Source organism: Pseudomonas sp. MF7453 (genome assembly GCF_016405455.1).
In the GTDB taxonomy this organism is placed as follows: domain Bacteria; phylum Pseudomonadota; class Gammaproteobacteria; order Pseudomonadales; family Pseudomonadaceae; genus Aquipseudomonas; species Aquipseudomonas paralactis.
Window position 1 is genome coordinate 82,759 of the sequence record NZ_JAEKCN010000005.1, and the last position, 20,580, is coordinate 103,338.

A 20,580-nucleotide genomic window follows, 5' to 3' on the forward strand; every position below is an offset into this window, starting at 1 on the left:
ATGGGCGACCCTGGGGTCGCCTCTTTTTTACAGCTCGATCCGCTCGACCTTGCCTACCAGCAATATGTAGGAAAGTGCACCGAGCAACGCCAGTACCGCGATGTAAGTAATCGCTGGTGCAAACGACGAACCACTGGCCAGAAAGCCAATCACGATAGGCGTGGCGATCGCCGACAGGTTACCGATGAAGTTGAACACGCCTCCGGTCAGCCCCAGCAACCGCGCAGGCGCCAGGGTCGAGACCAGCGACCAGGTGATCGACGCCAGGCCATTGCCGAAAAATGCCACCGCCAGAAACGCGATGACCCACGCTGTGGAGTCCACGTAATTGGCACCGATGATCGCCGTGGAAATCAGCAGCCCACTGATGATCGGCAACTTGCGGGCAAAGCCTACCGAGGCGCCACGACGGATCAGCCAATCGGAAAACACCCCCGAACACAGCACGCCCACAAAAGCGGCCAGGAACGGCAGTGACGCCAACAGACCTGACTGGATAAAGTCCATGCCGCGATATTTCACCAGATAGGTCGGAAACCAGGTCAGGAAAAACCATAGCGTGGAGTTCAGGCAGAACTGCCCCAGGTAGATGCCCCAGAGCTTGCGCTTGCTCAGCACGATACCGAGGTCGACCCAGCTGAAGGGCGCCTTGGCGGTTTGTGCCTGCATGTCCACCAGCCCGCCACCGTCACGGATCAGTTGGATTTCAGCGTCATTGGCGCCCTTGAAATCCTTGGGTTCGCGATACACCGCATACCAGATCACCGCCCACAGGATGCCGACGCCACCGGTGACCACAAACACCATGTGCCAGCCGTACTGGTGTTGCAGCCAGGCCAGTACCGGCGTGAGGAACGCAAGGCCTACAAATTGCCCGGAGGTGTAGACGCCAATCGCAGTAGCGCGTTCGCGCTCGGGAAACCAGGTAGTAACCACACGGCTGTTGATCGGGTACGCCGGCGCTTCCAGCGCACCCACCGCCATACGCAGCACGAACAGCGCGATAAAGCTGGCGGCGAAACCGAGCATAACAGTGGCAATCGACCACAGCAGCAGCGCGGCGGTATACAAGATGCGCGGCGGCACACGATCCACCAGCCAGCCGCCGGGGATCTGCATGGCCGCGTAGGTCCAGCCGAAAGCGGAGAAAATAAGCCCGACCTGCACCGGGTCGATACCCAGATCGCTGGTCAGCGCAGGCGCGGCAATCGACAGGTTGCTGCGGTCGAGGTAGTTGATCACCACCGTGATAAACAACAGCACCATGATGAAAAAGCGCTTTCGGCTGGGCGTAACTAAGGGAGCCTGCCCGGTGAGGGATTCAGGGTGCATGGGGTGCCTCTTTTTATGTTTGTTGAGGACAAAACGTGCTGAAGGAACGCGGTAAATGTGGGAGCTGGCTTGCCTGCGATAGCGGTGGGTCAGTCACCGCAGCGGTGCCAGGTAAGCCCGCTCCCACATTTTTGAACGCATTCCTTCAGATAAAAATCACCACTCGGCAAAACTGCCATCGGCGTGACGCCAGATCGGATTGCGCCAGCGATGGCCGATGGCCGCGCGCTCAATCACGTATTCCTCGTTGATCTCGATGCCCAGACCCGGGCCGTTGGGGATCTTCACAAAGCCTTGGTCGTAGTCGAACACGCCAGGGTCACGCACGTAGTCGAGCAGGTCGTTGCTTTCGTTGTAGTGAATGCCCAGGCTTTGTTCCTGGATAAACGCGTTGTAGCAAGCCGCATCCAGTTGCAGGCAGGCTGCCAGGGCAATCGGACCCAGCGGGCAGTGCAGGGCCAGGGCCACGTCGTAGGCTTCGGCCATGTTGGCGATCTTGCGGGTTTCGGTAATCCCGCCTGCGTGGGAGGCGTCCGGCTGGATGATGTCGACGTAGCCTTCGCTGAGCACGCGCTTGAAATCCCAACGCGAGAACAGGCGCTCGCCCAAGGCAATCGGCGTACTGGTCAGCGGCGCCAGTTCTTTCAACGCCTCGTAGTTTTCGCTGAGCACCGGCTCTTCAATAAACATCAGTTTGTAGGGGTCGAGCTCTTTCATCAGCACCTTGGCCATGGGCTTGTGTACACGGCCATGGAAGTCGACGCCGATACCCACGTTGGGCCCCACGGCATCGCGTACTGCAGCGACATTGGCCAGGGCCAGGTCGACTTTGTCGAAGCTGTCGAGGAACTGCAGTTCTTCGGTGCCGTTCATTTTCACCGCAGTGAAGCCACGGGCCACGGCCTCTTTGGCAGCACGGGCAGTGTCGGCGGGGCGGTCGCCACCGATCCACGAGTACACGCGGATCTTCTCACGCACCTGGCCGCCCAGCAGATCGCTGACCGAGACGCCCAGCGCCTTGCCCTTGATGTCCCACAACGCCTGGTCGATACCGGCGAGAGCGCTCATGTGCACCGCGCCGCCCCGGTAGAAACCGCCGCGATAGAGCACTGTCCAGATATCTTCGATATTGCGTGGGTCTTTGCCGATCAGGTAGTCGGACAATTCTTCAACGGCGGCTGCCACAGTGTGAGCGCGGCCTTCGACCACAGGCTCACCCCAGCCAGTCACGCCCTGGTCGGTTTCGACCTTGAGGAAGCACCAGCGCGGCGGGACGATAAAGGTCGTCAATTTGGTGATTTTCATCTCTTGTCTCTCTTATGGATGCAGCGCCTGTGGGCGCGGAACTTGCTGTCAGCTCAGGGCTTTCCAGGCGGCGACATAAGCCTGGGCACGGCTCGCGACCTGATCCACTGTCATACCCGGTTTGAACAACCCGGAGCCCAACCCGAACCCTTTCGCGCCGGCATCGATAAACACCTGCATGTTGTCCGGCGTAACGCCGCCTACCGGCAACAGCAACGTGCCCACCGGCAATACCGCCAGCCACGCCTTGATCACCGAAGGGCCGATCTGCTCGGCCGGGAACAGCTTCAACACGTCGGCGCCTTCGGCCAGTGCGGCAAACGCTTCGGTTGGCGTTGCCACGCCCGGCGACAAGTACAGACCTGCGGCCTTGGCGGCGCGCAGGACGTTGGCATCGCTATGGGGCATGACAATCACCTGACCACCTGCGGCCTTCACCTGCTCGACCTGTTCAGGCGTCAACACCGTGCCGGCACCGATCAGGCAATCGGCGGGCAGGCTGTCGCGCAGGGTACGAATGCTGGTGTACGGCTCCGGCGAATTGAGCGGCACTTCGATGACACGAAAACCCGCGTCGTACAGGACCTGGCCAATGGCCTGGGCTTCATCCGGGCGTATGCCGCGCAGGATTGCGATCAAACCGTTTTGCGCGAGTGCTTGCTTGAGCATGTCAGGCCTCCGTTACAGGTTGAATGAGCCCAGCCGCCACCGCCAATTGCCACAGGCCACGCTCGGTGGCTTCCTGCGCCAGGCTGACGTGAGCGAAGCCGCAAAGGGTGAGGGCGCGTTGATAGCGGGCGCAGAGTGGGGCGGCGCCAACCAGAATGATCGGCTGGGTTTTGGCGTTGTCTGGCAAACCGGCGAGTTCATGGCCGATCAACAGGCCGGACAGGTAGTCGGGCTGCTGGTTGGGCGAAAGCTCAGCCGTCAGGCCCAGGGTGCGGGCGCTGAACAAGGTCGACAACACGCCACGCCGGCCATCCTTTGAAAGCGCCACGTGCACGCCACGGTCAAAGGCCTCGGTCTGGAATTGCTCACTCGGCTGCTGGGTGCGACCCAGGATGCTGTGCTTGCTCAATATCGCAAACAGTTCACCGGTCATGAAGGTGTCGAAATGGGTAATACGGCCTTCAACCACCTCGACCCATTTGGAGTGGCTGCCGGGCAACCCGATCAATACTTGGGCGCCAAGGCCTTGCAGCACGCCGAGTACCTGGGTTTCTTCGCCGCGCATCACATTGGGCAAACCCGCTCGCTCGATCACCCCCGGCACAATATGCACCTCCACCCCACGCAGGCTGCGCACAGGGTGCAACGCCTGGCCCAGGCTGGCGACGTCCACAGGCGTGGCGCGATAAGCCGCCTCGCTCCAGCCCTGTGCACTGCCGACCATGCCGCAGGCAATCACCGGCAATCCGGGCTGGGCGTCGAGCCAATCGCCGCAGGCGCTATCGAACGCCAATTCGAAGCCGTCAGTGCAATCAATACCGTTGATTACCCGTGGTTCGCAGGGCAAATGCATGATGCCCCAGGCTTGCGAGCGCTGTTCCAGCACAACGCCTTCGGGGCCGAGTTTGTAAGCACGAAGGGAGCTGGTCCCCCAATCGAGCGCGATCAATTGCGCCTGCATCGCTTCACCTGAAATGAGTGGGTGCTGAAAAAAGCAGATGGGCGAATATAAACCTAGGGACCGGAATATCTCAATATATAAATATCAATCCCACATAATGAGACAAGACAAGATTAATCCTACACCGCTCCCTGTTTTTACTTAGGGAGAGGCAAGGCTTTATCTGATAAGGGACGTTAAAGAACCGACAGATCCAACTCGCGCATCGCGCCCATCCAGATCGCGTAGTCGGTGTGGTCTTTCAGGTCATCGCCGGTTTCAGGGTGCAGGAACACCACCAAGCCATTGCGGTGCAGCGCCAGCCACGGCAACACCACGCCGATGTATTGCGGCACGAATGCCAGCTGGCAGCTCCAATCCGGGTGCGGGCCCACCGGACGTTCATGCACACGGCCCATGCGCAACGGGAACAGCCTGGCGGCGTCCTCACACAGCGTGCGCGCCTGGTCGATGGTGCTGGCGTCGAAGTAGATATGGGCGTGATAGCCCTTGATACGTTGCATGACGGACTCCGGATCCACAATGTGCCGATCCTAGACCGCAATCGAAGGCAGGGCCAGCCCGGTCAACGACTGCGCACTGCTGGCCTGTTCCGCCACCAGCCACTGGACAAAACGTTCCACCAGTTGCCCACGACGTTTGCGCTGGGGTTGCACCACGTAATAACCGTAACGCGAGGTCACCGTGTTGCTGATCGGGCGGCACAGCCAGTTCTGTTCCAGCAGGTTATCCACCAGGTGGCGCCAGCCGATGGCAACGCCCTGGCCGGCAATCGCAGCCTGAATCAGCAAGGTGTAGTTGTCGAAGCGCAATTGCCCGGGAGTTGGCGCAGTGGTGATACCCAATTCGCGAAACACCCCGCTCCAGTCGAACCACTGGCTGTTGTTTTCCTGACGCAGGTGCAGCAAGGGGTACTCGGGCAAGGATTGCACCGTCAGCGGAGCAGCCTGGCCCTTTAGCCACTGCGGGCTGCATACCGGAAACACTTCCTCGTTGAATAACCACAGGCTGTCGCCCTGCTTGAAACGGCCATCGCCGAACAGCACCGCCACATCGATATCGCTGCGCAGGCTGGCATGGTTGCGCTCACTGGTTACCAGGCTCACATCCACCTGCGGGTTGGCCTGGTGGAAGCGATGCAGGCGCGGCATCAGCCAATAGGCGGCGAAGGCGAAGTCGGTAGCCACTTGCAGCACTTCGTGTTGGTCCTGCTGGGTGATAGTGCTGAGCCCCAGGTTGATACTTTGCAGGCCGCCTTGCACGTGTTCGAACAGCAGAACGCCGGCGTCGGTGAGTTCGATACCGCGATAGATACGGTCAAACAGGCGGATTGCCAGTTGTTCTTCCAGACGCTTGATCTGCTGGCTGACCGCCGGCTGGGTGGTGCCCAACTCCATCGCCGCCGCGGTAAAACTGCGGTGGCGGGCCGCCGCTTCGAAAGCACGCAGCAGATCGAGAGAGAGGTGACCCAGCGCTTCATACATAAGCTGTCATTATCCTAGGCATTGCTCGTCATGGGCTTTACCCCGCCTGGCATGGACTTCATGCTCATTGGCATAAACAACGCCTATGGAATGCCGAGAAACCATGAAGCGCAAGAACATTCTTTTCATCATGGCCGATCAAATGGCCGCGCCAATGCTGCCGTTCTATGGGCCTTCCCCGATCAAGCTGCCCAACCTCAGCCGCCTCGCCGCACAAGGCGTGGTATTCGACGCCGCCTATTGCAATAGCCCGTTGTGCGCGCCATCGCGCTTTACCCTGGTCAGCGGCCAGTTACCGAGCAAGATCGGTGCCTACGACAACGCTGCCGATTTCCCCGCCGATGTGCCGACCTATGCCCACTACCTGCGTCGTCTCGGCTACCGCACCGCGTTGTCGGGCAAGATGCATTTCTGCGGCCCCGACCAATTGCACGGCTACGAAGAGCGCCTGACCAGCGATATCTACCCCGCAGACTATGGCTGGGCCGTGAATTGGGATGAGCCCGACGTACGCCCCACCTGGTATCACAATATGTCTTCGGTGCTGCAAGCGGGCCCGTGCGTGCGCACCAACCAGCTGGATTTCGACGAGGAGGTGGTGTTCAAGGCTCAGCAGTACCTGTTCGATCATATCCGCGAGGACGGCGATCGACCGTTCTGCCTGACGGTGTCGATGACCCATCCTCACGACCCCTACACCATCCCCAAGCCGTTCTGGGACCTGTACGACGACGCCGATATCCCTTTGCCTGCAACGCCGGCACAAGCAGAGCTGGACCCACACTCCCAGCGTCTGCTCAAGGTCTATGACCTGTGGGATAAACCGCTGCCTGTGGACAAGATCCGCGATGCCCGCCGCGCCTATTTCGGCGCGTGCAGCTACATCGACAGCAATGTCGGCAAACTCCTGCAAACCCTGGAAGACACCGGCCTGGCCGATGACACGCTGATCATCTTCTCCGGCGACCACGGGGACATGCTTGGCGAACGCGGCCTCTGGTACAAAATGCACTGGTTTGAAATGGCTGCACGCGTACCGCTGCTGATCAGTGCGCCGGGCCAATTCGCGGCTGGGCGGGTCACTCAGGCCGTGTCCACCGCCGACCTGCTGCCGACCCTGGTGGAACTGGCCGGCGGCGAGCTGGACCCGCACTTGCCGCTGGACGGTCGCTCTCTGGTCCCGCACTTGCAAGGGCAGGGCGGGCATGACGAAGTGTTTGGCGAATACATGGCCGAAGGCACCATCAGCCCGTTGATGATGATTCGCCGGGGCGCCTACAAATTTATCTACAGCGAAGACGACCCTTGCCTACTGTTTGATGTGCACAACGACCCGCACGAGCGAGAAAACCTTAGCCGGTCAGCAGAGCATCGCTCGCTGTTCGAGGCGTTTTTGCGGGAGGCGCGGGCCAAATGGGACATCCCGGCGATCCATCAGCAAGTGCTTGCCAGCCAGCGTCGCCGCCGCCTGGTGTTTGAGGCACTGACTCAAGGCACGCTCAAGAGCTGGGACCACCAGCCACAGGTGGACGCCAGTCAGCAGTACATGCGCAACCATATCGACCTTGATGACCTGGAGCGCAAAGCACGTTTTCCACAACCCTGCCAAAACCAATAAGTAGACAGAGGGAAGGCCATGCAAAAGTTGACCGTGGTACTGAGTTTGGTGATGCTCAGCAGCGCCCAGGTGTACGCAGACACTCGCTGCGAAACGGTAAAGATGGCCGACCCAGGCTGGAGCGATATTGCCGCCACCAACGCTATCACCAGTTTCTTGCTGACGAGCATGGGCTATCAACCCAAGGTCGACACCCTGGCGGTGCCGATTACCTTCGGCGGGCTCAAGGACGGCCAGGTGGATGTCTTCCTCGGCAACTGGATGCCGGCGCAGCAAGGCTTCTACGACAAGTTCGTGGCCAACGGCGATGTGGTGCAACTGGCGAAGAACCTGGAGGGCACCGAGTTCACCCTCGCCGTGCCGGACTATGTGTGGGACGCCGGGGTGCATGACTTTGCCGACCTGAATAAATTTGCCGACAAGTTCGACAAGAAGATCTACGGCATCGGCTCCGGCGCGCCGGCGAATATCTCGTTGCAGGAAATCATCAAGAAGAATGACTTCAACCTTGGCCAGTGGAAGCTGATTGAGTCCAGCGAACAGGCGATGCTTGCCGAAGTGTTGCGAGCAGTGAAGAAACAGCGCTTTGTCACCTTCCTCGGCTGGACGCCACACCCGATGAACGTGCAGTTGAAGATGCATTACCTCAAGGGCGGCGAACAGTATTTCGGCGCCACCGGCAGCGTGTATACCTTGACCCGCAAGGGTTATGCACAGGCCTGCCCGAATGTCGCCAAGCTGCTGACCAACCTGAGTTTCACCCAGGAGATGGAGAACAGCATCATGGCGCAAGTGAGCAACAACAAGGTCAGCAATGCCGAGGCGGCCAAAGCCTGGATCAAGGCGAATCCGGCGATGCTGGATAAGTGGCTGGACGGCGTGAAAACCGTGGATGGCCAGGATGCGTTGCCGGCGGTAAAAGCCAAACTCTGATGCTTGCCGGCGACCCGGTGGGAGCTGGCTTGCCTGCGATAGCATCACCCCGGTATGCCTGTCACACCGAGGCGCCAGCATCGCAGGCAAGCCAGCTCCCACAAGTACCCATGCATTGATACTCTTGCCAAAACCCTTTACCCGAGCCTTCGATGCCCCGGCCCAACCGCCATACACTTCTCCCTTTTCTCAGTTGGCTCCCGCGCCAAACCCGTGCCAGCGTGGGCCGGGATGCGATCGTCGGCCTCAGCGGCGCGGTGCTCGCCCTGCCGCAGTCGATTGCCTACGCGCTGATCGCCGGGCTCCCACCGGAGTACGGGCTGTATGCCGCGATCATCCCGGTATTGATCGCGTGCCTGTGGGGCTCTTCCTGGCACTTGATCTGCGGGCCAACAGCGGCGATTTCCATCGTGCTTTACGCCAGTATCAGTCCATTGGCCGTGCCAGGCTCCCAGGACTACATCACCCTCATCCTGTTGCTGACCTTCCTCGCCGGCGTCTTCCAGTGGTTGCTCGGCCTGCTGCGCTTTGGCGCGCTGGTGAATTTTGTTTCCCATTCGGTGGTGCTGGGCTTCACCCTGGGCGCCGCGGTGGTGATTGCTTTGGGGCAGTTGCCGAACCTGCTGGGGCTGGATTTACCAAGCCAGGCCACCGCTCTAAACAGCCTGCTGGCGCTGGTGGACCATGGCGGTGAGTGGGATCGCGCGTCCCTGATGCTCGGGCTTGGCACTTTGCTGGTGGGCGCACTGCTCAAGTCTTTGGTGCCACGCTGGCCGACGCTGTTGATCGCTTTAGTCTTGGGTAGCCTGGCGGCGTGGCTGTGGCCGGGGATGTTCGGGCATGTGGCGCGGGTCAGTTCGTTTATCGGCCAGTTGCCGCCGTTCAGCCCACTGCCGATGGACCTGGATCTGCTGCTGCGCCTGCTGCCCAGCGCGGTGGCGGTGGGGATGCTGGGGCTGGTGACCAGCCTGTCGATTGCGCGCTCGCTGTCGGCCCGCTCGCAACAATTGCTCGACGCCAACCAGGAAGTGCGCGCCCAGGGTTTATCCAACATCGTTGGCGGATTTTTCTCCGGCTACCTGTCAGCCGGTTCGTTTACCCGCTCAGGCCTCAGTTACGAAGCAGGCGCCCGCTCGCCCTTGGCCGGCGTGTTTTCCGCGCTGTGGGTGGCGGTATTTGCGTTGTTTGGCGCGGCGTTGATCGCGCATATTCCCATCCCGAGCATGGCCGCCAGCATTCTGCTCATTTGCTGGGGCCTGGTGGATTACCGAGGCATTCGTGCTCTGTTTCGAGTCAGCCGCGCCGAATTCGTGGTGATGGGCCTGACGTGTGTCGCCACCTTACTGCTGGAGCTGCAAACGGCGATTTATGCCGGGGTGCTGGCATCGCTGTTTTTCTATCTCAAGCGCACCTCGCAACCGCGGGTTCAGCAATGGCGCGACGGGGACGAGGATGTATTACGCGTGGGGGGCTCGATCTTTTTTGGCGCCAGCCATTACCTGCAAGTACGCCTGCAAAGTCTGCAGGGTGCGCGGGTGGTGATCGAGGCGCAGCAGATCAATTTTATCGACTACTCCGGCGTGGAGATGCTGCATCAAGAGGCGCGGCGATTGGCGGGGTTGGGGCGTAGCCTGACGTTGCGCCGAGCCAGGCCGCAGGTGGTCGAGGAATTGATGAAGCTGGAGGGATCGGATAACTGCCCCCTCCATTTCGAAGACTAAACCCGATCAACTGTGGGAGCTGGCTGGCCTGCGATAGGGGTGGATCAGCCAGCACATGGGTAACTGACCTATTGCTATCGCAGGCAAGCCAGCTCCCACATTAATTGTGTCCACATCAGCGTGTGGGATCAGGCCAATTGCCGGCGCAGTTCGGCCAGTACCGGCGCTGAATCAGGGCGCACACCGCGCCACAGGAAGAAGGCTTCCGCCGCCTGCTCCACCAGCATCCCCAAACCATCCATCGCCACCACAGCACCCTGTTCCGCAGCCCAGCGGCAGAACGCGGTGGGTTCCTTGGCGTACATCATGTCGTAGCAGAACGTCTTGCCCGGCTCGATCAGGCTGCCGGCAATCGGTGGTACATCGCCTGACAGGCTGGCGGACGTGGCGTTGATGATCACATCCACCGGCTCACGTAGCCAGTCGAAACCACTGGCAGACACCGGGCCCAGGTCGTCGAACAGCTCAGCGAGCAACTCGGCCTTTTCCACGGTGCGGTTGGCGATGATCAACGAAGAGGGTTGCTGCGCCAGCAACGGCTCAAGTGCACCGCGCACCGCGCCGCCGGCTCCCAACAACAGGATGCGTTTGCCTTGCAGGCTCAGCCCGGCGTTGACCGTCAGGTCGCGTACCAGCCCGGCGCCGTCGGTGTTGTCACCCAACAACGTACCGTCCGCCAGTTTGCTCAGGGTGTTCACGGCACCAGCGCGCTGGGCACGTTCGGTCAAGGTATCGGCCAAACGATAGGCGTCTTCCTTGAACGGTACCGTCACGTTGGCGCCACGACCCTGGCGAAAAAACTCACGGGCGCACTGGGTGAAATCCTCCAACGGCGCGAGCAACGTGCTGTAGTCCAGTTGTTCGCCGGTCTGCTCGGCGAACATACGGTGGATCAGCGGCGATTTGCTGTGGCCGATAGGGTTGCCGAACACAACATAACGGTCCATCACACCGCCGCCTTGGGTGCGGCGACACCGAGCCAGTCGCGGTCTTGCAGGAAATAGTCAGTGAGACGCGCCTCTTCGCTACCGGCCTCGGCCTTCCAGTCATAGCTCCAACGAACCTGGGGCGGCAGCGACATCAGGATCGACTCCGTACGCCCGCCCGACTGCAAACCGAACAGCGTGCCACGGTCATACACCAGGTTGAACTCAACGTAGCGACCGCGGCGGAACTCCTGGAACTGACGCTGCTGTTCGGTATACGCCATGGCCTTGCGGCGTTGCACAATCGGCAGGTAGGCATCGATATAGGCATCGCCGATGGCACGGATAAAGGCGAAGCAGGTGTCGAAGCCCCATTCGTTCAAGTCATCGAAGAACAGGCCACCGATGCCGCGTGGTTCATTGCGATGCTTGATGTGGAAGTAGGAATCGCACCAGGCTTTGTAGCGTGCGTACACGTCTGGGCCAAAGGGCGCACAGGCTTGCTCGGCCACACGGTGCCAATGGACGCAGTCTTCTTCATTGCCGTAATACGGGGTCAGGTCAAAGCCGCCACCGAACCACCACACCGGTTCTTCGCCTTCTTTTTCAGCGATGAAAAAGCGCACATTGGCGTGGGAAGTCGGCACATGCGGGTTATGCGGATGAATCACCAGTGACACGCCCAGCGCCTCAAAGCCCCGACCGGCCAGCTCAGGCCGATGGGCGCTGGCGGACGGCGGCAAGCCGCTACCAAATACGTGGGAAAAGTTAACCCCGCCTTTTTCGATCACCGAACCGTTCTCGATCACACGGGTGCGACCGCCACCGCCGGCAGGCCGGGTCCAGGCGTCTTCGATAAAACGCGTGTCCGTCTCGAAGGTTTCCAGGGCGTTGCAAATGCGATCTTGCAGGTCAAGCAGGTAGGCTTTAACGGCCTCGGTGCGGGTAGTCATGGCATCACCTTGAATCGGGCAAAGCTACGCGAGGCCATTGGGCGTCGGCGGCAAATGGGCGCACAGGATACCACTGCGCCCACATGCCACTGCACTTAGGTGCGCCGCAGTTGACGAAGATCAAGCTTAGGAGTCCGATAGGGGGCTACGCAGGTTCGAACCCAAGGAGAAGTGCAGATGGCCAAACGTATCCAGTTCAGCGCCCATGGCGGCCCCGAAGTACTTGAGTATGTGGACTACACACCGGCGCAGCCTGGCCCGCAGCAGGTCCGGGTGCGTAACGAGGCCATCGGCCTGAACTTCATCGACACCTATTTTCGCAGTGGCCTCTACGCACCGCCTGCTCTGCCGTCGGGCCTGGGCGCGGAAGGCGCTGGCGTAGTCGATGCCGTGGGCAGTGAAGTCACCCAGTTCAAAGTCGGCGACCGCGTGGCCTACGGCAGCGGCCCGCTGGGTGCCTATAGCCAGTTGCATGTGTTGCCTGCCGCCAACCTGGTGCACCTGCCGGATGACATCAGCTTTGAACAGGCCGCCGGGGCCATGCTCAAGGGCCTGACCGTGCAATACCTGCTGCGCCAGACCTACGAATTGAAAGGCGGCGAAACCATTTTGTTCCACGCCGCTGCCGGTGGCGTGGGCTCCCTGGCCTGCCAATGGGCCAAGGCCCTGGGCGTGAAGCTGATCGGCACGGTGAGTTCGCCGGAAAAGGCCGCCTTGGCCAAATCCCTCGGCGCCTGGGAAACCATCGACTACAGCAAGGAAGATGTCGCACAACGCGTACTGGAATTGACTGACGGCAAAAAGGTGCCTGTGGTGTACGACGGCGTCGGCAAGGACACCTGGCTGACCTCCCTGGACAGCGTGGCGCCACGGGGGTTGGTCGTGAGCTTTGGCAACGCATCGGGTGCGGTGGATGGCGTGAACCTGGGCATCCTTTCGGCCAAGGGTTCGTTGTACGTGACCCGGCCGACGCTGGCGACCTATGCGAACAATCCGGCGAACTTGCAGGCGATGGCGGACGATCTGTTTTCGATGATCAAAAGCGGCAAGGTGCGCATTGATATCAACCAGCGTTACCCGCTGGCGGATGCGGCCAAAGCGCAGACCGAGTTGTCGGCGCGACGCACGACTGGCTCAACCATTCTATTGCCTTGAGTGCGTCATCGCAGGCAAGCCAGCTCCCACATTTGACCGCGGTGACTGATCAAATGTGGGAGCCGGGCTTGCCCGCGATGGCCGCACCTCGGTCTCAGGAGGGGCGCACGACCTCACCGGTCACCAGGTCCCGAATCAGGCTTGGGTTCTTGCGCCCACCCAGCGCGCCACCCAACACCAAGTCCACTTGCCCGCGGAAATACTGCTCCACGCGAATGCGCGTGCGTGCCGCCGGGCGCCCCTGTGGGTTGGCTGACGTTGAGATCAACGGCCCGACCTGGGCGCACAAATCCCTCACCAACGGGTGATCGGTGACCCGCAACGCCACGGTGTCATGCATACCCGTAACCCATTCGGGCAACAAGTCCTGATGAGGTACCAGCCAGGTATTGGGCCCGGGCCACGTGCTGGCCATGCGATCGATCCAGGTGTCCGGGAAGTCTTCAAACAGGAAGTCGAACTGACGAATATTATCCGCCACCAGAATCAGCCCCTTGTCCACCGAGCGGTTCTTGATCGCCAATAGCCGATCCACTGCTTCTTCATTCCACGGGTCGCAGCCCAGGCCCCAGACCGCCTCGGTCGGATAGGCAATCACCGCGCCTGCGCGAATTTCCCGTGCGGCTTGCAGCACACGCCACCTGTTGACCATTATTTAATCTCCGGACTAAAGCTCTGGGCAGTTTACCGATCTTCGTTACAAAACCCAGCGCCAAAAACCGGCAGCTGCTAAACCTGGCAGCGCGCCAGCCAGCGCCCGCTTTCGCAGATGACGTGGCCTTCCAGCTCCAGCTCCGTAAGGGTTGCCAGCACTTGGGATAACGGCCGACCAGTGGCAATCGCCAAGGCTTCGCTGGTATGTGGCGCCGCATGCAGCAGTGCCACCAGTGGGTGGGTGACCGGCACCGGCGCAGGGCGCGATAACGCCTGCCAACCGCGCAGCGCCTCAAGGATGTGTTCGATGGTTTCCACCAGCACCGCGCCATCGCGAATCAGTTGGTGGCAACCCTTGGCACCGGGGTGATGAATGGAACCCGGGATCGCATATACCTCACGCCCTTGCTCGGCGGCCAGCCGCGCGGTGATCAGCGAACCGCTGGCGATGCTGGCTTCCACCACCAGAACCCCCAGCGACAGCCCGCTGATAATTCGATTGCGCCGTGGGAAATTACCGGCCTGGGGCCCCGCGTCCAATGGAAACTCGGAAACCACCGCGCTGCCTTGGGCGATCATTGCGGCGGCGAGCTTGCGGTGGCGCTGTGGATAAAAATTTTCCAGCCCGGTGCCAAGTACCCCGATTGTACGACCGCCCACCTCCAATGCTGCCTGGTGGGCGGCGCCGTCAATGCCCAGCGCCAAACCACTGGTGATGACAAAACCGGCGCTCGCCAGGCTGCGGGAAAAGGCGGCGGCCGTGTCCATACCGGGGCGGGAAGCACGCCGGCTGCCGACCATGGCCAACTGAGGTTTTTCCAGAATGCCCGGGTCGCCCGCAACGAATAACAGCGGCGGTGCGTCGTCGATTTGAGCGAGCAAGACGGGATACTCAGGTTGGTCCCACATCAACAAATGCTGGTCCGGGCCTTCTAACCAGGCCAATGCCGCACTGGCGCCATCACGGATTTGCGGGCTACGCCGGGCATCGGCGCTGATGGCGGGCAAGCCGAGGGAACGCCACGCACTGGCAGGCGCACTGAGGGCCTTGGAGGCGCAGCCGAACGCCTGGATCAATACGTGAAAACGCTTGGGGCCCAGTTCCGGCAGCCTGTGCAAGCGTAGTCGGGCTTCCAGCTCTGCCGGAGAAATTTCTCTACTGTTTATCGGATTCATTTGATCATCCTTGACCGGAACAAGCTGTGGATAACTCTGTTGGTAACTTATTTAGCAGGCTATTTATTGCGCTTGTTGGTGGGTCTCGAAACGATCCTTTACAGCCAGCGCGCGTGAAGCACTGAGCACCAGGGCGTAACTGAGTTTTTCATAGGTGCGAAACACCAGAAGGGTGCCGGCCCGTTCTTGCGGGAGTTGGGTTGGCGTGCCGGTAAGGACGTCTCGCACGGTGGCGCCTGCCTTGATCACCGTCAGTAACTGGCCTTCGATCAATCCATCGCGGCGGCCCTTGTTCAGGGTCACGGCGTCCAGCACGCCAATCTGAGTGACGCCCTTGGGGATGTCGATGATGTGCCCTGTGATGAAGGCCGAGGAGCTGGCCGATTCCAAGGTGTTCAGCTTTACCGGAGGTTGTGCACCCAGCAAGCGGTCACCTGGGCGGATTTCCTGAGTCACCCGCTGCACTGCAAGGGTGGTGAGGTCGTCGGCGAGCACAAAGCGTGCGGTGCCGATCTCATCGGCATTGACGCCCAGTAGCTCCTGGGTGGCTGGGTCGGTGTAGACCTTGCCTTGGCGAAAGATCCCGTAGCTTGGCTGGGCCGGGTCCAGGTGACCGCGGGCATGCACGCGCTCGCCATTGGCCCCCAGCACGCGACCGCCTTGCGCCGCAACAATGTAGGGCGCGTTGTCCAGCTCCTGAGGCGTGTCGACAATCCGGTTATGCAGTAAAAAGTGCTGGATGGCCCTTTGCGTCGCGTGATCCAGGCGCTCAGTGGGCTTGGGAATCAACGCCATGGCGACAGGGGCCCACAGCAGCAAGACGAGTAGCGATTTCCTCATGGGGTGAATCTCCTTTATTATGTGCGTTCGCGTGAAATGCCTTGGCCCTCGTGGCTTCTGAGCGTTTCACACCGGCCGTGTGGGTCCATCCCACCGCCGATTGGTCTTTACCTCACATGTGCAGCAATTACGCTTATGGCTATTTTGAACATCCTCGAATTTCCCGACTCGCGCCTGCGCACGATCGCCAAGCCGGTGGCCGTAGTGGACGACAAGGTTCGTCAGTTGGTCGATGACATGTTTGAAACAATGTATGAAGCCCCGGGCATCGGCCTCGCCGCGACCCAGGTCAACGTGCACTTGCGTGTCGTGGTCATGGACCTGTCGGAAGATCGCAGCGAACCGCGGGTGTACATCAACCCCGAGTTCGAACCGCTGACCGATGAGATGGGCGAATACCAGGAAGGCTGCCTGTCGGTGCCGGAGTTCTACGAGAACGTGGAACGCCCGCTGCGCGTGAAGATCAAGGCCCTGGACCGTGACGGCAAGCCGTTTGAGCTGATTGCCGAAGGCCTGCTGGCGGTGTGCATCCAGCATGAATGCGACCACCTCAACGGCAAACTGTTTGTCGATTACCTGTCCACGCTCAAGCGGGACCGGATCAAGAAGAAGCTGGAAAAAAAGCATCGCCAGCAAGCTTGATGCCCTTCTTCCAAAGGCTTGCTGCGGCAAGCCTTTTTCTTTTGTGACTGTTTTTAACCGAGAACTCCCATGACCGAGCCATTGCGCATTGTTTTTGCCGGCACCCCTGAATTCGCCGCCGAACACCTCAAGGCGCTGCTTGCCAGCCCTTATGACATCGTCGCGGTGTACACCCAGCCGGATCGCCCGGCCGGTCGCGGGCAAAAACTGATGCCGAGCCCGGTCAAGCTGTTGGCCCTTGAACACAACATCCCTGTGCTGCAACCGCCAACCCTGCGTAACAGCGACGCCCAGGCCGAACTGGCCGCGCTGAAGCCGGACTTGCTGGTGGTGGTGGCCTACGGTTTGATCCTGCCCCAGGCGGTGCTGGATATCCCGCGCCTGGGCTGCATCAACAGCCATGCCTCGCTGTTGCCTCGCTGGCGCGGTGCGGCGCCGATCCAGCGCGCCGTTGAAGCGGGCGACAGCGAAAGCGGCGTGACCGTGATGCGTATGGAGGCGGGCCTGGACACCGGCCCGATGCTGCTTAAGGTCACCACCCCGATCAGCGCGCAAGACACCGGTGGCAGCCTGCACGACCGCCTTGCCGAAATGGGCCCGCCTGCGGTGATCCAGGCCATCGCCGGCCTGGCAGCAGGCACACTGGAAGGCGAGGTACAGGACGACAGCCTGGCCACCTACGCGCACAAATTGAACAAAGACGAAGCACGCATCGACTGGAGCCGCCCGGCCGTGGAGCTGGAGCGTCTGGTACGTGCCTTCAACCCATGGCCGATCTGCCACAGCACCCTTAACGGCGAAGCCTTGAAGGTGTTGGCCGCGACCCTGGCCGATGGCACGGGCGCCCCTGGCGAGATTATCGGCGCCAGCAAAGACGGGCTGTTGGTCGCTTGCGGCGAGCAGGCGTTGTGCCTGACGCGTCTGCAATTGCCCGGCGGCAAGGCGCTGAACTTCAGCGATTTGTTCAATAGCCGCCGCGAGAAATTTGCCTTGGGTACGATCCTCGGGGTGGCCGCTCAATGAACCCACGTCTGGCCGCCGCCAAGGCTCTCGCCGCCGTGCTCAACGGCAAGGCTTCGCTGAACAGTTCATTGCCCACGCAATTGGACAAGGTCGAAGACCGGGATCGCGGTTTCACCCAGGACCTGGCCTTTGGCACCGCCCGTTGGCAGCCAAGGTTGTCGGCGCTGGCAGCCAAGCTGCTGCAAAAGCCGTTCAAGGCAGCAGACGCTGACGTCGAGGCGCTGTTGCTGGTAGGTCTCTACCAGTTGCTCTACACCCGCGTACCGGCCCACGCCGCCATCGGTGAAACCGTCGGTTGCGCCGACAAGCTGAAAAAGCCCTGGGCCAAGGCCTTGCTCAATGCCGTGCTGCGCCGCGCTCAGCGCGAGAGCGAAGCGCTGTTGGCCGAGCTGGAACATGATCCGGTGGTGCGCACCGCCCACCCGCGCTGGCTGCAAAAATCCCTGAAAGCCTTCTGGCCCGAGCAATGGGAGGCTATCTGCGCGGCCAACAACGCGCACCCGCCGATGATCCTGCGGGTCAACCGTCGCCACCACAGCCGGGATGCATACCTGCAATTACTCGCCGACGCGGCCATCAACGCCACCCCGTGCGTGTACAGCACGGACGGTATCGTGCTGGAAGCCGCCGCCGATGTGCGCAGCCTGCCGGGCTTTGCCGAAGGCTGGATCAGCGTGCAGGACGAGGCCGCGCAATTGGCTGCCGACCTGCTCGATTTGGCCCCCGGCCAGCGCGTACTCGACGCCTGCTGCGCGCCAGGCGGTAAGACGTGTCACATCCTTGAGGTTGAAAAAGACCTGGCCGGTGTGGTGGCTGTGGATCTTGAGGCCAAGCGCCTGGTGCGCGTGCGGGAAAACCTTGCACGGCTGGGCCTCAACGCCGACCTGATCGCCGCCGACGGCCGCGACACCGCGAAGTGGTGGGACGGCAAGCCCTTCCAGCGCATCCTGCTGGACGCTCCGTGCTCCGCCACTGGTGTGATCCGTCGGCACCCGGACATCAAGCTGACCCGCCAGCCCGACGACATCGCCGCCCTGGCGGTGCTGCAAGGCGAACTGCTTGACGCGCTGTGGCCAACCCTGGAAGTCGGCGGCATCCTGCTGTACGCCACCTGCTCCACGCTGCCCACCGAAAATACCGAGGTCATCCAGGCTTTCCTCGCCCGCACCAGCGGCGCGCGCGAACTGGACCTCGCCACCAGCGCCGGCATCAAGCAGCCCCACGGCCGTCAACTGCTCGCGCAAGAAGGCGGGCACGATGGCTTCTACTACGCCAAACTGATCAAGATCGCCGCCGCGCGCGGCTGAATGGTTTTAAGGGAGTGACCGGATGAAAATCATCATCCTTGGGGCAGGGCAGGTCGGGGGTACGCTGGCCGAACATTTGGCCGGCGAAGCCAACGACATCACCGTGGTCGACACCGATGCCGAACGCCTGCGCAACCTCGGCGACCGCCTGGACATCCGCACGGTACAGGGCCGGGCGTCGTTCCCAACGGTGCTGCGTCAGGCGGGTGCCGACGATGCCGACATGCTTGTGGCGGTGACCAACAGTGACGAGACCAATATGGTCGCGTGCCAGGTTGCTCACACCTTGTTTCACACCCCGACCAAGATCGCCCGGGTGCGCGAAGCGGCCTACCTGACCCGCGCCGGCCTGTTCGATAACGATGCCATCCCGGTGGATGTATTGATCAGCCCGGAACAGGTGGTCACCCATTACATCAAGCGCCTGATCGAAATCCCAGGCGCCTTGCAGGTGATCGACTTCGCCGAGGGCAAGGCGCAACTGGTGGCGGTAAAGGCGTACTACGGTGGGCCGTTGGTGGGCCAGCAACTGCGCCAGCTGCGTGAGCACATGCCCAACGTGGAAACCCGCGTGGCCGCGATTTTCCGGCGTGACCGGCCGATCCTGCCCCAGGGCGACACGGTGATCGAAGCCGACGACGAAGTGTTTTTCATCGCCGCCAAGGCGAATATTCGCGCGGTCATGAGCGAAATGCGCAGGCTCGACGAAAGCTACAAACGCATCGTCATCGCCGGCGGTGGGCAGATTGGCGAGCGTTTGGCCGAAGCCATCGAAAGCCGCTATCAGGTGAAGATCATCGAGATGAGCCCGACGCGGTGCCGGCATTTGTCCGACACCCTCGACAGCACTGTCGTACTGCAAGGCAGCGCCTCGGACCGCGACCTGCTGATGGAAGAGAACATCGCCGACGCCGATATCTTCCTGGCCCTGACCAACGATGACGAAGCCAACATCATGTCGTCGTTGCTGGCCAAGCGGCTGGGGGCGAAGAAGGTGATGACCATCATCAACAACCCGGCCTATGTGGACCTGATCCAGGGCGGCGATATCGACATCGCCATCAGCCCGCAACTGGCGACCATCGGCACCTTGCTTGCCCACGTGCGCCGTGGCGACATTGTCAGCGTGCACTCCCTGCGCCGGGGTGCGGCGGAGGCCATCGAGGCGATTGCCCACGGTGACTCCAAGTCCAGCAAAGTGATTGGCAAGGCGATCCGCGATATCGGCCTGCCGCCCGGTACCACCATTGGCGCGATCATTCGCGATGAAGAAGTGATCATTGCCCACGACGACACGGTGATCGCCACCGGAGACCACGTGATTTTGTTCCTTGTGGATAAGAAACATATCCGCGATGTGGAGAAGCTGTTCCACGTGGGGCTGAGTTTTTTCTGATTAAAAAATTGTGTGAGCCTGCCGCCGCCATCGCGGGCAAGCCCGCTCCCACATGTGATCGCGTTCAAGTGTGGGAGCGGGCTTGCCCGCGATGACGATATCGAAACCGCTATGTAGCTAAAGGACGCACAGCCATGCTCGAATCCCTGGAAAAAATGCTCGCCAAGGGTGTGGATAATTCACTGCTGCGGTTCGGCCTGGGCAAGGGTTATCTGGACTTGAAGGACAACGCAAAGGCGGCCGAGCATTTGCAGCGATGCGTCGAGTTCGATCCGAAGTATTCAGCGGCGTGGAAGTTGTTGGGCAAGGCGCGGCTGGGATTGGAAGATCGCGCGGCAGCACACCTGGCATGGGAGAAGGGCATCGAAGCCGCCCAGGCCCATGGCGACAAACAGGCCGAAAAAGAAATGACGGTGTTCCTGAAGAAACTTGATCGCCAAACCTGAGGTGATCACCTGTGGGAGCTGGCTTGCCTGCGATGCAGA

General features: G+C 61.2%; 20 protein-coding genes. 9 read left to right on the top strand and 11 right to left on the bottom strand.

What is annotated here, in order from left to right; genetic code table 11:
* Positions 1 to 27: 27 nt before the first annotated feature.
* The 6 genes from JFT63_RS09795 to JFT63_RS09820 all read right to left on the bottom strand — a co-directional run bounded on the left by JFT63_RS09795 (position 28) and on the right by JFT63_RS09820 (position 5,751).
* Positions 28 to 1,332, bottom strand: a complete 1,305-nt coding sequence (locus tag JFT63_RS09795; RefSeq protein ID WP_057701826.1) for an MFS transporter — start codon at positions 1,330 to 1,332, stop codon at positions 28 to 30.
* Between the two features lie 156 nt (positions 1,333 to 1,488).
* A complete protein-coding gene (dgoD, locus tag JFT63_RS09800; RefSeq protein WP_198843862.1) occupies positions 1,489 to 2,637 on the bottom strand; it encodes a galactonate dehydratase in 1,149 nt (382 codons plus the stop codon).
* Positions 2,638 to 2,685: 48 nt separating this feature from the next.
* Complete coding sequence (locus JFT63_RS09805; protein WP_057701827.1) at positions 2,686 to 3,306, bottom strand: 2-dehydro-3-deoxy-6-phosphogalactonate aldolase; 621 nt, start codon at positions 3,304 to 3,306, stop codon at positions 2,686 to 2,688.
* A 1-nt stretch (position 3,307) separates the two neighbouring features.
* A complete protein-coding gene (locus tag JFT63_RS09810) occupies positions 3,308 to 4,267 on the bottom strand; it encodes a 2-dehydro-3-deoxygalactonokinase (RefSeq protein ID WP_057701828.1) in 960 nt (319 codons plus the stop codon).
* A 176-nt stretch (positions 4,268 to 4,443) separates the two neighbouring features.
* A complete protein-coding gene (locus JFT63_RS09815; protein ID WP_057701829.1) occupies positions 4,444 to 4,770 on the bottom strand; it encodes a DOPA 4,5-dioxygenase family protein in 327 nt (108 codons plus the stop codon).
* Between the two features lie 30 nt (positions 4,771 to 4,800).
* On the bottom strand, positions 4,801 to 5,751 hold the full coding sequence (locus tag JFT63_RS09820) for a choline sulfate utilization transcriptional regulator (RefSeq protein WP_057701830.1): 951 nt from the start codon (positions 5,749 to 5,751) through the stop codon (positions 4,801 to 4,803).
* Between the two features lie 103 nt (positions 5,752 to 5,854).
* Here JFT63_RS09820 and betC point away from each other — a divergent pair, with 103 nt between their 5' ends.
* The 3 genes from betC to JFT63_RS09835 all read left to right on the top strand — a co-directional run bounded on the left by betC (position 5,855) and on the right by JFT63_RS09835 (position 10,023).
* Positions 5,855 to 7,369: a choline-sulfatase gene (gene betC / locus JFT63_RS09825; RefSeq protein WP_198843863.1), complete on the top strand. Its 1,515-nt coding sequence runs from the start codon at positions 5,855 to 5,857 to the stop codon at positions 7,367 to 7,369.
* An 18-nt stretch (positions 7,370 to 7,387) separates the two neighbouring features.
* On the top strand, positions 7,388 to 8,302 hold the full coding sequence (choX, locus tag JFT63_RS09830; protein ID WP_198843864.1) for a choline ABC transporter substrate-binding protein: 915 nt from the start codon (positions 7,388 to 7,390) through the stop codon (positions 8,300 to 8,302).
* Between the two features lie 152 nt (positions 8,303 to 8,454).
* Positions 8,455 to 10,023, top strand: coding sequence for a SulP family inorganic anion transporter (locus tag JFT63_RS09835; RefSeq protein ID WP_198843865.1), 1,569 nt, complete (start codon positions 8,455 to 8,457; stop codon positions 10,021 to 10,023).
* 128 nt (positions 10,024 to 10,151) lie between these two features.
* Here the strand turns inward: JFT63_RS09835 and aroE are convergent, their stop codons facing one another.
* Both aroE and hemF read right to left on the bottom strand, forming a co-directional pair.
* The gene (aroE, locus tag JFT63_RS09840) at positions 10,152 to 10,970 is read right to left on the bottom strand and encodes a shikimate dehydrogenase (RefSeq protein WP_198843866.1); all 819 of its coding nucleotides are present in this window, start codon (positions 10,968 to 10,970) and stop codon (positions 10,152 to 10,154) included.
* The gene (hemF, locus tag JFT63_RS09845) at positions 10,970 to 11,902 is read right to left on the bottom strand and encodes an oxygen-dependent coproporphyrinogen oxidase (RefSeq protein ID WP_057701835.1); all 933 of its coding nucleotides are present in this window, start codon (positions 11,900 to 11,902) and stop codon (positions 10,970 to 10,972) included. The genes aroE and hemF overlap by 1 nt, the downstream gene beginning before the upstream one ends.
* A 177-nt stretch (positions 11,903 to 12,079) precedes the next feature.
* On the opposite strand from hemF, the gene JFT63_RS09850 reads away from it, so the two are divergent.
* Positions 12,080 to 13,057, top strand: a complete 978-nt coding sequence (locus JFT63_RS09850) for a quinone oxidoreductase family protein (RefSeq protein WP_057701836.1) — start codon at positions 12,080 to 12,082, stop codon at positions 13,055 to 13,057.
* A 94-nt stretch (positions 13,058 to 13,151) separates the two neighbouring features.
* On the opposite strand, the gene JFT63_RS09855 is transcribed toward JFT63_RS09850, so the two are convergent.
* The 3 genes from JFT63_RS09855 to JFT63_RS09865 form a co-directional block, all read right to left on the bottom strand.
* Complete coding sequence (locus JFT63_RS09855; protein ID WP_032878595.1) at positions 13,152 to 13,709, bottom strand: L-threonylcarbamoyladenylate synthase; 558 nt, start codon at positions 13,707 to 13,709, stop codon at positions 13,152 to 13,154.
* A gap of 77 nt (positions 13,710 to 13,786) precedes the next feature.
* Positions 13,787 to 14,887, bottom strand: a complete 1,101-nt coding sequence (dprA, locus tag JFT63_RS09860) for a DNA-processing protein DprA (protein WP_198843867.1) — start codon at positions 14,885 to 14,887, stop codon at positions 13,787 to 13,789.
* A gap of 63 nt (positions 14,888 to 14,950) precedes the next feature.
* Positions 14,951 to 15,727, bottom strand: coding sequence for a peptidoglycan-binding protein (locus JFT63_RS09865; RefSeq protein ID WP_198843868.1), 777 nt, complete (start codon positions 15,725 to 15,727; stop codon positions 14,951 to 14,953).
* A gap of 135 nt (positions 15,728 to 15,862) precedes the next feature.
* On the opposite strand from JFT63_RS09865, the gene def reads away from it, so the two are divergent.
* The 5 genes from def to JFT63_RS09890 all read left to right on the top strand — a co-directional run bounded on the left by def (position 15,863) and on the right by JFT63_RS09890 (position 20,541).
* Positions 15,863 to 16,369 carry a peptide deformylase gene (gene def / locus JFT63_RS09870; protein WP_005783383.1) on the top strand — a complete coding sequence of 169 codons (507 nt, stop codon included), beginning with the start codon at positions 15,863 to 15,865 and terminating at the stop codon, positions 16,367 to 16,369.
* A 69-nt stretch (positions 16,370 to 16,438) separates the two neighbouring features.
* Complete coding sequence (gene fmt, locus JFT63_RS09875) at positions 16,439 to 17,392, top strand: methionyl-tRNA formyltransferase (protein ID WP_057701840.1); 954 nt, start codon at positions 16,439 to 16,441, stop codon at positions 17,390 to 17,392.
* Positions 17,389 to 18,699 (top strand): 16S rRNA (cytosine(967)-C(5))-methyltransferase RsmB, encoded by a 1,311-nt coding sequence (rsmB, locus tag JFT63_RS09880; RefSeq protein ID WP_198843869.1) that lies wholly within the window; start codon positions 17,389 to 17,391, stop codon positions 18,697 to 18,699. The genes fmt and rsmB overlap by 4 nt, the downstream gene beginning before the upstream one ends.
* 22 nt (positions 18,700 to 18,721) lie before the next feature.
* Entirely contained in the window at positions 18,722 to 20,095 is a 1,374-nt protein-coding gene (gene trkA / locus JFT63_RS09885) for a Trk system potassium transporter TrkA (protein ID WP_014716287.1), read from the top strand.
* Between the two features lie 134 nt (positions 20,096 to 20,229).
* Positions 20,230 to 20,541: a tetratricopeptide repeat protein gene (locus JFT63_RS09890; RefSeq protein WP_044270209.1), complete on the top strand. Its 312-nt coding sequence runs from the start codon at positions 20,230 to 20,232 to the stop codon at positions 20,539 to 20,541.
* Positions 20,542 to 20,580 lie beyond the last annotated feature (39 nt).